The organism is Lactococcus garvieae subsp. garvieae (genome assembly GCF_029024465.1).
Taxonomy (GTDB): domain Bacteria; phylum Bacillota; class Bacilli; order Lactobacillales; family Streptococcaceae; genus Lactococcus; species Lactococcus garvieae.
In genome coordinates this window covers 496,426-508,809 of sequence record NZ_CP118950.1, presented here as the reverse complement: position 1 = coordinate 508,809, position 12,384 = coordinate 496,426, and the positions used below count along the sequence as shown (strand labels likewise).

General features: G+C 39.8%; 13 protein-coding genes. All 13 read right to left on the bottom strand.

The window, feature by feature from the left end; translation table 11 throughout:
* Positions 1-10: 10 nt before the first annotated feature.
* Positions 11-2,449, bottom strand: a complete 2,439-nt coding sequence (gene recD2 / locus PYW30_RS02540) for an SF1B family DNA helicase RecD2 (RefSeq protein WP_004259015.1) — start codon at positions 2,447-2,449, stop codon at positions 11-13.
* Positions 2,446-3,042 carry a histidine phosphatase family protein gene (locus PYW30_RS02535; protein ID WP_004259018.1) on the bottom strand — a complete coding sequence of 199 codons (597 nt, stop codon included), beginning with the start codon at positions 3,040-3,042 and terminating at the stop codon, positions 2,446-2,448. Before PYW30_RS02535 ends, recD2 begins: the two co-directional genes overlap by 4 nt.
* Complete coding sequence (locus PYW30_RS02530) at positions 3,039-3,524, bottom strand: shikimate kinase (protein ID WP_004259021.1); 486 nt, start codon at positions 3,522-3,524, stop codon at positions 3,039-3,041. The genes PYW30_RS02535 and PYW30_RS02530 overlap by 4 nt, the downstream gene beginning before the upstream one ends.
* Positions 3,524-4,825, bottom strand: a complete 1,302-nt coding sequence (gene aroA / locus PYW30_RS02525) for a 3-phosphoshikimate 1-carboxyvinyltransferase (RefSeq protein WP_004259025.1) — start codon at positions 4,823-4,825, stop codon at positions 3,524-3,526. The genes PYW30_RS02530 and aroA overlap by 1 nt, the downstream gene beginning before the upstream one ends.
* Positions 4,826-4,945: 120 nt before the next feature.
* A complete protein-coding gene (locus PYW30_RS02520; protein ID WP_004259029.1) occupies positions 4,946-5,503 on the bottom strand; it encodes a GNAT family N-acetyltransferase in 558 nt (185 codons plus the stop codon).
* Positions 5,493-6,383, bottom strand: a complete 891-nt coding sequence (locus PYW30_RS02515; RefSeq protein WP_004259032.1) for a sensor histidine kinase — start codon at positions 6,381-6,383, stop codon at positions 5,493-5,495. Before PYW30_RS02515 ends, PYW30_RS02520 begins: the two co-directional genes overlap by 11 nt.
* Positions 6,370-7,026, bottom strand: a complete 657-nt coding sequence (locus tag PYW30_RS02510) for a response regulator transcription factor (RefSeq protein ID WP_004259035.1) — start codon at positions 7,024-7,026, stop codon at positions 6,370-6,372. Before PYW30_RS02510 ends, PYW30_RS02515 begins: the two co-directional genes overlap by 14 nt.
* A 109-nt stretch (positions 7,027-7,135) precedes the next feature.
* Positions 7,136-7,354: a hypothetical protein gene (locus PYW30_RS02505; protein WP_004259039.1), complete on the bottom strand. Its 219-nt coding sequence runs from the start codon at positions 7,352-7,354 to the stop codon at positions 7,136-7,138.
* Complete coding sequence (locus PYW30_RS02500; RefSeq protein ID WP_042217245.1) at positions 7,355-9,328, bottom strand: FtsX-like permease family protein; 1,974 nt, start codon at positions 9,326-9,328, stop codon at positions 7,355-7,357.
* Positions 9,321-10,109 (bottom strand): ABC transporter ATP-binding protein, encoded by a 789-nt coding sequence (locus PYW30_RS02495; protein WP_004259045.1) that lies wholly within the window; start codon positions 10,107-10,109, stop codon positions 9,321-9,323. The genes PYW30_RS02500 and PYW30_RS02495 overlap by 8 nt, the downstream gene beginning before the upstream one ends.
* A 27-nt stretch (positions 10,110-10,136) precedes the next feature.
* On the bottom strand, positions 10,137-10,487 hold the full coding sequence (locus tag PYW30_RS02490) for a YxeA family protein (RefSeq protein ID WP_004259047.1): 351 nt from the start codon (positions 10,485-10,487) through the stop codon (positions 10,137-10,139).
* 133 nt (positions 10,488-10,620) lie between these two features.
* The gene (gene aroC, locus PYW30_RS02485) at positions 10,621-11,790 is read right to left on the bottom strand and encodes a chorismate synthase (RefSeq protein WP_004259049.1); all 1,170 of its coding nucleotides are present in this window, start codon (positions 11,788-11,790) and stop codon (positions 10,621-10,623) included.
* A gap of 1 nt (position 11,791) precedes the next feature.
* On the bottom strand, positions 11,792-12,382 hold the full coding sequence (locus PYW30_RS02480) for a DUF1054 domain-containing protein (RefSeq protein ID WP_004259052.1): 591 nt from the start codon (positions 12,380-12,382) through the stop codon (positions 11,792-11,794).
* Positions 12,383-12,384 lie beyond the last annotated feature (2 nt).

Sequence of the window (12,384 nt, the reverse complement as noted above, 5' to 3'; positions counted from 1 at the left end):
CCGTCTTTTTTTATTTAAAAATCGCAAAATCAGCTGCCGTAAGCCCAATCAATGGATCAAAATCACCAGAATTAACCAAATCCGCTGTTAAAAAAGGCTCCGTCGCATAGGATGTCGACGTAACATTTTCTTCAGGAAAAAGCGAAATTTCCTCTGTTCGCGGGGGACTCACTTGCCCGGTTGTTTCGTTGTCCGCATCCAAAGTATGCTTTAGTTTTTCGCCAGGCTCTGATTTCCCTGTAAATCGCTCTTTCAAGAAAGTTTTTCGATTGGCACTTTCCTTTTGCACAGCTTGGGCAAAGGCTTTTTGTTCTCCAATAAGAATTAGACTTTGTTTGGCTCGCGTAATAGCTGTATACAAGAGATTACGTTCCAACATCCTTGAATAGGAAGAAACCATTGGAACCACAACTGTTGAAAACTCACTCCCCTGTGACTTGTGAATAGACATCGCGTAAGCCAAAGTGATTTTATACCATTCTGCGCGAGGATAGCTCACTTCTTGACCATCAAAATCCATCACAATTTCGTCTTGTTTGCTTTCTGTATGTTTTGCTGGAATGAGTTCAACAATTCTTCCTAAGTCACCATTGAAAACATTGTTTTCTGCATCATTGACCAAATGGAGAACTTTGTCCTCCTCACGAAAATGAATATCCTGATAGTTAAACTCTTGTCGCTCATCAAGCGGATTGAACAATTCTTGCAATAAGCCATTTAAGGTATTTATACCAGCTACACCTTTATACATCGGTGCTAAAATCTGCAATTCGAAAGGATTATTTCCTCTTTTTTTCCACGCGGTTGCCACTTGTGTCACAAGAGGAGCAACTTGTCCCGGTCCAGCTTCAAAATAAGAACGATCGGGATGACGACTGGTAAAGTCTTGTGGCAAATGTCCTTCCTTGATTTCATGGGCAAGATCAATAATCGTTGATTCAGCGCCTTGACGGAAAATTTTATCTAAGCGAACTGAAGGAATCTCTGGAAGCTTCAGCAAGTCTGCAAAGACTTGCCCAGGACCAACTGATGGCAGCTGATCCGCATCGCCTACAAAGAGCACCTTCATGGAAGGAGGAATGGCTTGTAAAAGTTTATTGGCCAACCAGGTATCTACCATTGAAAATTCATCTACAATCAAAAGCGAACCCGCAAGATCATTACTTTCCATATCCATTGCTTCATCAGTATTTAAACCTAAATGGCGATGAAGCGTTGCTGCTGGTAAGCCGGTAAGTTCATTCATCCGGCGACTCGCTCTTCCTGTTGGTGCTGCCAGCAGAATGGGGAAAACATCGTCATGGTAGTGCCCAGGATCTAAATCAATGTCATGAAGTTGTGCATAAGTTTCGATAAAACCGTTGATAATCGTGGTTTTACCTGTTCCTGGTCCACCCGTTAAAATGAAGAACTGACTATTTAAAGCTTGAAAAATAGCTTCTTTTTGCAGTTTATCGTAGCGAATACCTAGCTTGGTTTCTACTTGTTCAATATTTTTCAAGATTTTCTCATCTGAGAACGTCTGAGTACTGCGTCCAATAAGTTTTTTGAGGTATTCACTAATGCCTTGCTCAGCAAAATAAAGGGAATTTTCAAATATTTTAGTTTCTTCTTGTTGCATTTTACCATCTTCAAGCAGATGGTTGATTTCTTCAGCCACAGTTTCTGGGCTAACTTCTATCTGACGCGCTTCTTCCAAGAGCTGGATGGTTTGCTGCAAAAGATCACGCGCTTCAATATAGGTGTCGCCCGTAATTAAAGGCTGTGTTTTAACCACATGCATCAGTCCCGCTCTAAAACGGTCACTACTATCGGCTGCAATTCCTAACTCTTGAGCAATTTGGTCGGCTGTTTTAAAGCCGATGCCTTTGATATCTTCCACCAACTGGTATGGATTCTTGGCGATAATATCCAAAGTTTGATCTTTGTAAAGCTCATGAATTTGAAATTGGAGCTTACTGGGAATACCATATTCCGCAAGCTTTGATAAAATCTTTTCCACACCATGATTGTCACGCAGTCTTTTGATAAAGGAATTTTTCTTTGCTAAAGGAAGGATACTGTCCAGTTCTTCCGGCTTACTTAAGATACTGTCAACGGTATCGTCGGGAAAAAGAGCCACAATTCTTTCTGCCGTCTTTTTACCAATCCCCGGAAATTTATCAGAAGAAAAGTATTTGATTAGCCCAGCAGCACTGGTCGGCACAGCTTTTTCATAAGTTTCAACTTGAAGCTGCTCCCCATATTTGGGATGTGTCGTAAGCTTACCATAGAAAGTATAACTGTCTCCTTCTATCAGCTCCCCAATTGTTCCGGTTACAACAATTTCGTAATCTTCATAAGCGCTATTGGTGTCATCCACTTCTAGTAAAAGTACTTTATAAAAATTACTAGGATTACTAAAGAAAATCGCTTCAATTGTTCCGGTAAAATATATTTTTTCTGTCATAACACTTTATTCCAGTGCAACATCTCAAAACGTTGACCTTTTGTTTCTAAAACAGTGACACTATTATTGGCTAAGCCGCCAGCTGTGCGTAACTCTTGGAGTGGAAAGCCAGCCAAATGTCGCATTCCCGCTGTGCCTGAAGCACCATGACCGACCAATAATATATTTTCAGCCTCTTGCTTTTTAAGGTCACTTGCTAAACTATCAAAACGTGCCAAAACATGAGCTACTGTTTCCGCTCCAAAATGACGGCCATCAAAATTTTGCAATTCATTTCGAGAGGCAAACATTTCATCTGGATACTTCAAGAGTGCATTTGCGACCAATTGTCCTTCCAGCTGACCAAAATTCCATTCGGAAAGGCGGTTATCTGTCTTTACTGGCAAAGCAGTTAACAATTTTGCGGTCGTTACCGCACGTGGCTGCGGACTAGAAATCACCTTATCAAATTGGACAATTTGCCCCAGTCTTTCATTTACCCGAGCGATCGCCTCATAGGATTCTGGCAAAAGTGGCGAATCCCCCTTTTGTCCTTGTAGCCTTTTTTCGAGATTCCATTGTGTTTTACCATGCCTTACAAAATAGATTTTCATTTTAATTCCTGAATTTCTTTAATTATTTCTTCTGGTTTTTTGTCTTTGGTTTCAATAATAATATCCGCAACTTCTTCATAGAATTTTTCACGCTGATTAAACAATTGTTCTACCTCTTGCAGGGGTTGTAAAGCCAACGGCCGTTGGTTCTTTTGATCGGCAAGAATACGTTTATAGAGCGTTTCAAAATCTGCCTTGAGATAGACCACCTTTTTCAGCTTTTTCAGACAGTCACGATTTTCTGCAAGTTGAACAATGCCGCCACCTGTGGCAACGTTAAATCCTGAGCGCACAGCGGCCTCAAGTGTTTCTCTTTCAATTTGTCGAAATTTGGCTTCATCATAATCCTGAAAAAATTGCAGAATGGGCATTCCAATCTCTTTTTCAATGACTTGATCAAGGTCAATAAAATTTTCCTGATCGAGCGCCCTGGCAATCGTTGATTTTCCTGCCCCCATAAACCCAATCAACACTACGCCCATTATCCTTCCTCCTTACTTGTTCCAAGTAAAGCTTTCAGATCCTCAAAGAAAGTTGGATAACTTGTTTTAATGGCTTGACTTCCTTCTAAAACAACTTCTCCTTCTTGCACAAGAAGTGCCGCAATTGCTGTCATCATACCGATACGATGGTCACCATGCGTATCGATGGCCTTATGAGGTGCATGAAGGTTTGTCTTCCCTCTAATCCTCATCCCATCTGCTGTAGGTGTAACATCAGCTCCCATCGCTGTTAAGATATCCGCTACTACTGAGATCCGGTCCGTTTCTTTGACCCGAAGCTCTTCCGCATCTGCAATAACCGTTTCGCCTTCAGCTTGTGTAGCCAAAAGAGCAATAATCGGCAACTCATCAATCAGCCTCGGAATCACATCGCCCGATATCTGGGTTGCTGTCAATGGGCTATACCGAATTTTGAGTGTCGCTGCTATTGCAGTTTGATTGGTAATTTCAACTTTTCCTCCCATCGCAGTCACAACATCAAGTATTCCTGTTCGTGTGGCATTGATCCCAACATTTTGCAGCTCAATATTGCTTCCTGGAATGATTAAAGCAGCAACAATCCAAAAGGCGGCTGAGGAAATGTCTCCAGGTACCGTGATTTCTTGGCCTTCTAACTTTTGTCCGCCTCTTATTCGGATATGCTTCCCCGATACTGTAAGTTCTCCACCAAACTGCTGAAGCATTTCTTCGGTATGGTTTCGCGTCACCGCTTTTTCCACAATTTCTGATACTTGATTGCTCTTTGTTTGGAGTGCCGCAAAAATCAAAGCTGATTTCACTTGTGCAGAGGCTACAGGCAGTTGATAGTGAATAGACTGCAGTTGTCTCCCTTGAATTTCTAAAGGTGGCAGACAAGCTTCTCCTTGACCAGAGATTTTTGCGCCCATTAGTTTTAATGGTTGCGCGATACGATCCATCGGGCGACGCGAGAGCGAAGCATCACCTATCAATTTTGTTTCAAAGTTTAAACCAGCAAGAATCCCTGACATTAAACGCATGGATGTGCCTGAGTTTCCCATATCCAAGGGCTTTTCCGCAGGCTGTAAACCTTCAAAACCTTGACCTTGGATGTAGATTATCCCATCCTTATCTTCAATTTTGACACCCAAGGCCTGGAAGGCTTGCATCGTAGCTGTAACATCCTCAGCACGCAAAATATGTTTTACCTTCGTTTGACCATGTGAAATCGCCCCAAACATTATGGAGCGGTGAGAAATTGATTTATCCCCAGGAACAGTAAGTTTTCCTGTGAGTGATTTTGCCTTTATTTCGAGTTTCATTGTGATTCAAACTTTCTTCTCTACGATTTATCTTCTATTATAGCACAAGTAAAGAGGTCTACTCTTGTATTGTTTTTCTTGACCCCCTATCAAAAAAACCACTGCGCACAAGTGGTTTTTTTAATTTTTAGCTTTTAAATATTCTTCTTTCGTCAATGCCCAGTAATCACACAGGACTGAACGCCCCTCTTTAGCCATGTATGTATAGACTTGACCTGTTTTTCGCATACCGATTTTTTCCATTACACGTCCTGATTTTGGATTTTCTGCGTCATGTTCTGCTGTAATAATCTTTACATCAAGCTGATTAAAAGCCAAATCTCTGAGTGAAGCTGCAGCCTCTGGCATTAGACCTCTCCCCCAAAAGTTACGGTTAAGTACCCAACCAAATATAGCTTGATCTCCGTCGAGCCTTAAATCAATGGTACCAATCATTTTGTGACTCTGCTTCTCCACAATTGCCCAGCAAAATAAACGCTGTGGTATAAAATACTCCACAATACTTTCTTCTGTCATAGCTAAATCTTTATGTACGGGAAATGAAACATAGCGCGCAACTTCTGGATCACTTGCGTATTCAAAAAGGTCTTCTTTGTCTGCAAGTTCCACTTTTCTAAAAAATAAACGTTCTGTTTCAAACTTTTGATGTTGTGCAAGTATTACCTGTTTATTGTTCATTTTTTTCCACCTCAACAGTCGTTCCTTCGCCTAGCTCTGAACTGATCTTAATTCGGAAGTCAAGGCGATCTAAAATAAGTTTCGTTAAGTACAAGCCCAACCCTGATGCTTTATAATATCCGCGGCCGTTATAGCCTGTGAAACCATGCTCAAATATTCGTGGTAAATCTTCGGGTAAGATCCCTATTCCTGTATCACTTAAAACAATTCTATTTTCTTCTATACGAATGGTTAAACTTCCTTCATTTGTATATTTTATAGCATTATTGAGCAGCTGCTCTATTGCCAAACTGAACCATTTACGATCTGTGGTAATTTCCCAGTCACCTGAAATAGTGACGGATAAATTTTTCTGAATAAAAAAGCTACTGTATTTTTTGAGCAGTTCTCGTAAAAGAGGAGCGACAGAAAACCTTTCAAAATGAAAATCCGTTGAAATATTGGCTATGCGTTGGTATTCCAATAACATTTTTAAGTAATTATCCAAAGCGAAAGCTTGATTTTTTAATTCGATTGGATTAATCTCTGTTTGTGCCATCAAATCGATTGCGGCCAAAGGTATTTTCATTTGGTGGGACCAAACTTTGATAATATCTTCTGTTTCTTTAATGTGTTTTTCTTTTGCACGCAGGTTCTCTTCCAAATCCAAAAGCTCATGTTTCAAGTCACATAAGAGTGCTTCTCTATTCGCCCAACGAAAATATGAGGAAACCAAGTAAATCACAAATACAATCAAAGCAAGAATAGTTGCATTGATGAGGGACTCAATCGGAAGATGCCAGAGCAGAAAGTTGCTCACAAAGATAAAGAGCATCACCAAAAACACACCGATTTGTGCAATTTTTGTCCGCAAAAAGCGTTTTATTTTACTCCAAGGCATAGCCCACACCTCGCTTCGTTACCAAATGTGCAAATCCAATTTCTGCTAGTTTTTTACGTAAACGTGTCATTTTCACATTTAAAGTATTGCTATCGATAAATTCATCTGTTTGCCACAGTTCTTGGAGAAGGGCTTCTTTGCTTACAACAGCTCCGTTGGCTCTAAAAAGAACACTCAAAATCTTGTTTTCGGAAGGTGTGAGATCAATCTGACTTTCTCCTGACTTCACCATGTTGTCAGATAAAATAAAGCCGGCAAATTCTAATTTCTCAGGACCAGAAAAGTTGTAAGAACGGCGAAGCAATGCTTTTATTTTGGCCTGTAAGATATCTAAGGAGAAAGGTTTCGTCACAAAATCATCAGCTCCTTGGTTCATGGCTGTGACTTGGTTCATATCATCACTCATCGATGAGATAAAAATAATCGGAATTTGTGAGACTTTGCGTAATTCTGTTGTCCAGTAAAAACCGTTATAAAAGGGTAAGCCAATATCCATTAATATCAGATCCGGATCTGCTTCCAATATTTCCTGCTTGACTGCCCGAAAATTTAAAACAGAATAGACCTGAAAGTCATTTTTCAAAGCATTAGTCAACATTTTAACAATCGTTTTATCGTCTTCCACAATAAAAATTTTGGGCATTTTTTCCTCCCGAACTTCCGGCTCTGTTATCGCTTGTTCTTTTTTCACTATCAATTTTTTCTGTCTCCTATTATAACATATAAAAAAACCAGATGATTCCATCTGATTTTTAGAAGAATGTTGTAAAGCCATAATAGCCTAAACCAACAACAATGAGAAGGGAAAGGATATGTAAACCAAGCGTTAAAGTCTGTAAAAGTTTAATATCCTTGCAGTTCTTAATCTTTCTTTGAATAAATTGAATACTCCCCCAGACATACCAGGCACAGAAAGTAAGAACAGTAAGTGAGCCACCAAGGACCAGTAAGTAATAGGGTATTTTTTCCATTTATTTTTTCTCCACAATATTGTAATACACGAGGCTTGTTCCTTTATAGATTAACCAATAAATAAAGGCCAAAGCAGCAATTGTTCCCACGCTGGTCCAAAGAATTAACTGGCTATCTAAGATTCCAAATATCCCAATAAGCTTACTAATCATAATGTAAGCAAAGCTGAAATGTACAATCGTCATTGCAATTGGCAATAAGAAAATCATGCTCACTTGAGACTTGATGGTCTTAGACACTTGCTCTTTTGATAAACCGACTTCTTGTAGAATCTTGAAGGAACGTTTGTCTTGCACACCTTCTGACAACTGTTTGTAATAGATAATCAGGGCAGCCCCTAAAATAAAACTAATGCCGAGAACCATACCAATAAAGACAAAGGCACCAATACCTGTTCTGACTTCTTTCATCTCAGCGGAACGGAAGCTGAGCATATGCTCGCCGTCACGACTACCTAGTACATTTGTTAATTTTTCTTGGTCTTTTTCTGCAATATCAAAGTTAACTGTCACAGCGGGACTCACTTGATAGGCTTGTTCACCCTCGTTGTTTGCTTTATTATAAACCTCAAGCGCTTGATGTAATGCTGCATCATTTGGGAAGATAAGAAGCATTGGTGTAGTTATATTCATCATGATAGGGTACTTAGTCAGATCCTGAGTAGCCATGATGTCTTTCACTTCATACTTTGTACCAAACCAATTAAACGCCTTAATTTTTGGATAAGCGCCAAAGTAATCAAGGATACTAATTTGATTACCAGAAATGTCCGCAACATTTTCATTCAAATTTTTCAACGTTTGTAAAGTTGTCATTGAAAATTGAATGGCTGTTTTTTGATCGCCTGTCGGAGTAATGTTTAAAGTATTTTCTCCTTCTTTTTGACCGTTACCCATCAAGTAGTCCACACTTAGAGCTGTTGATAGGTTTGATACTTCTACACCAGCTTGGTCTGCTTTTTCTTGTAGGGTTTGGGCCAGTTGATCACCCGTTTTTTCTTGCGAATAAACGGTGTATTGTCCTTCTTTTGGAAACGAGCGCTCAACAGTTTGAGTTGAGCCTAAGAAAATACCAATGGTAACTACCAAAGTCACCAATGTCATTGACAAGAGAATAGTGATATTTGCCAAACCAACCGCATTTGCTTTCATTCGATAAAGCATTGAGCTAATCGTAATAAAGTTTTGCGGCTTATAGTAAGAATTACGTTTTTTACGCCATTTCAAATACCAAACGGTAAAACTGATATAGAAAAAGTAAGTTCCCAAAATAACTGCAAGGACTGCAAGGAAGAAAGTGGAGAGTGCTTTCACTGGATTATCAACATTTAGTGCTAAACCATAGCCCACTACCAGTAAAACAACCCCAATCAAGGCCATGAAAATGTTTGACTTAGGTTCTTTTTCACCTTTAGATGCTTCTCTTAACAAATCAAGACTTGAAGATTTCCAAATGATAAATGTTCCAATGATAAGAAGCAAAGCAAAGAAGATCAAGAATATTGCTGCCACTGTTAGAATAGAAGCTGGTGTAATTGCTAAGTTAAAGTTATTTTCACCAATCATATTAATAAAGATAAGGAAAAGGAACTTAGAGAAAGCAATCCCAACAATTGTACCAATGATGACAGTTGCAATATAACTCATCACAAGCTCAAAGAAGGAAACCAGTGCGATTTTCTTTTTTCCCAGTCCAAGAATATCGTAAAGTCCAAATTCACGTGAGCGTTGCAATTGTAAAAAGCGATAACTATATATGAGAATTATCCCACCAAAAATAGCCAAAATCCACATCGCAAAGGACATCATCTGCCCCACTGCTGCGCCACCCTTCATTTTCTCAAGTGACGGAGATTGTGCAATTGCAGCAGTAACAAAAAGTAAGACAAACATCGTTACACTCGCTACGATGAAAGGTGCAAAAGATTTCAAACCTTTTTTCAGATTTTGTACCGCCAGTTTAAAACTAAGCATTATTGGCTACCTCCGTTTCGGTTGGATCTGCCGAAGCCCCCAAGAATGAAGTCATTGACAAGGTAATTTCTTTTGCAAACTCTGTGGATGACTTATCGCCACGATAAAGCTGATGATAAAGCATTCCGTCTTTAATAAAGAGAACACGTTTTGCGTGACTTGCAGCCAAGCTTGAGTGAGTAACCATGATAATGGTTTGTCCAGCATCATTGATATTTTCGAAAAGCTCAAGCAAACTTTCAGAGTTTTTATAGTCCAAAGCTGCTGTTGGCTCATCTGCCAAAACAAGATCGGGTTGAGAAATCAGAGCACGCGCAACAGCAACACGCTGTTTTTGTCCCCCAGATAGCTCAAAAGGTTGTTTTTCTAAAAGGGTTTCAATATTCAACTTAGGCGCTAAGTTTTCCAAACGTGCTTTCATCTTCTTTACTGGCGCTTTCGAAAGAACCATTGGCAGGTAAATATTGTCTCTTACAGATAGCGTATCCAAGAGGTTGAAGTCTTGGAAGACAAAGCCAAGGTGCTCACGGCGAAATGCTGAGATGTCCTTGTCTTTAATAGCTGTAATGTCACGTCCTGAAAGTAAAACTTGACCAGCTGTGGGTTTTTCCAAAGTTGATAAAATATTCAAGAGTGTTGTTTTACCTGAACCTGATTCACCCATAATGGCAATGTATTCACCTTCTTCGACAGAAAAATCGATGTCCGCAAGAGCTGTTGTTTCTTCTTTTGAAAAGCGTGTTTTGAAAACTTTTTTGATATGTTTAACTTCTAATAGCATTTTTTCTCCCTTATCACCTTTAAATGATTAATTTAATTTATCTTTTGCTTTACTTGGCAAGTCATTTTTTTGAACTTCTTCCCAGTTTGTTACGCCTTTTGTTTTATTATCTGTCACTTTAAGATAAGCCTCTTTACGTAAGTTGTGTGTTGCTGTAAAGGAAACATCTTTTGCTTCACCATTTTTATCATAAGAAGGTAAATTGTATTCATAAGACACTGTGCGTTTACCTGAATCGCTTTTCTCATCTTTTTTCACCCCATCTTGTGTGATTTTTACGTAACGTTCTGTGCCTCCGTAGCTGGATTTGTACCAGCCGTATCCTAGGCCACCAATCACTATTGCCAGAGCAAGCAAGCCAAATAATACTTTTTTCATATTGCCACCTCTTTCCTACTAGGTTTTGTTTTTCTTAACTCTATACTTTTATTCTAACAAATTATATTTTCTGCAAACTTACACTTTTGTAATAAAAAAACTAGCCCTCTTTTTGAGACTAGTTTTTATTTCCTCAAAAGTTTTTCAAGCGTTCCTTATAGTTTTGAAAAGCTTCTTGCAGCTCTCTAAAACTATCGCTTGAAAACTTATCACAGATTTCTTGTGCTATGACTGTAGCAACAACATTTTCCATTACTACTCCTGCCGCTGGAAGAGCGGTTGGATCAGAACGTTCGACGCTCGCTTTATAAGGTTCATGCGTTTCAGTGTTGACGGACATGAGAGGCTTATACAGGGTTGGGATGGGTTTCATGACTCCTCGAATAACAAGGTCCTCTCCATTAGTCATTCCACCTTCAAATCCACCAAGATTATTGCTCTTTCGGCTATATCCGGTTTGCGCTGCCCAAAGGATTTCATCCATGACTTGACTGCCCTGACGGCGCCCAGCTTCAAAACCAAGGCCAAACTCCACACCTTTAAAGGCATTGATAGAAACGACAGCAGCTGCGATTTTTGCATCTAATTTGCGATCAAAATGTACGTAAGAACCCAAACCAGCCGGAACATTTGTCACACGCACCTCTACAATTCCGCCTATCGTATCGCCAGCTTTCTTTATTTTATCAATATAAGAACGGATTTCCTCAGCTCTTGAAATATCCACAATAGACAAATCATTTGTACCCGCTTTTGCTTTGATTTCGCTCACAGAGAGTTCTGGAAGTTGGGCAGCAACATCTTTGCCTCCAAAATTTACCACATGATAAGCCATATCAATATCAAGCTGTTTGAGCAAGGCCTTAGCCACAGCGCCTACAGCTACTCTCATCGTTGTTTCACGGGCCGAGGAACGCTCGAGCGTGTTTCGCAAATCCTCAAATTCATACTTCATCCCCCCCACCAAGTCAGCATGTCCTGGTCGAGGTTTTGTCAATTTACGTTGTCTCTTGACAGCATCATCAACTTCTTCCGAAGCCATAATTTCCGTCCAATGTGAGAAGTCACGATTGGTCACATTAAGGGTAAGCGGGCTTCCCAAAGTTTTACCATGACGCAAACCACTGGTGATTTCTACCTGATCCGATTCTATCTTCATGCGCCCGCCTCGTCCGTATCCCCCTTGGCGACGTTTCAATTCAACATTGATGTCAGAAGCTTGAAGCGGAAGTCCTGCGGGCAAACCTTCAATGATTGCTGTCAAACGTGGACCGTGTGATTCCCCTGCTGTAAAAAAGCGCATCTTAATCCTCCATTAGTTTTTGATAGATTGGCAATAAATCATCAATAGTCTCGAGCATTTCTTGTAATATCACATCATCTTGTTGACCATCAAAACGCTCAGCTTTCCAGACTCTACCCATCTCTAATTCTGATTTTTTTACATTTTTCAAGCGGGTAACAAATTCTTCAAGCTGGCTGCTTTCATAAAATTCAGACCTGGTATGATCTTTAGATAGAACAAAATCCTTGGGTAAGGAGAGCGCCGAACTCAATTTCTGAGCGTACTCTACTTGTCCTTTAGGCTGATCAATAATTGAAAGGTAGAGGAATACGTAATCTTGCCAAATTCCTAACTGGAAATGTGGCTCCATTTTATAACCCCGTTTTTGTGTGCCAATAGCGGACCAAGTATTTTCAGGTGCATTGCTTGTCCGACGCCGGTGCTGTGCAATATGCAGGTAAAACTCCTGTTCAGGGAACGCCTGACTTATTCTTTCTTTGAGCTGTTCTCCTATTTCCATAAAAATCGGTTGAATTTCAGCACGCACGCCCTGCATACGCATTTCCAATCCTTCTATATCAAAGATTTCAAATGATTCTTTTCTAAACATAT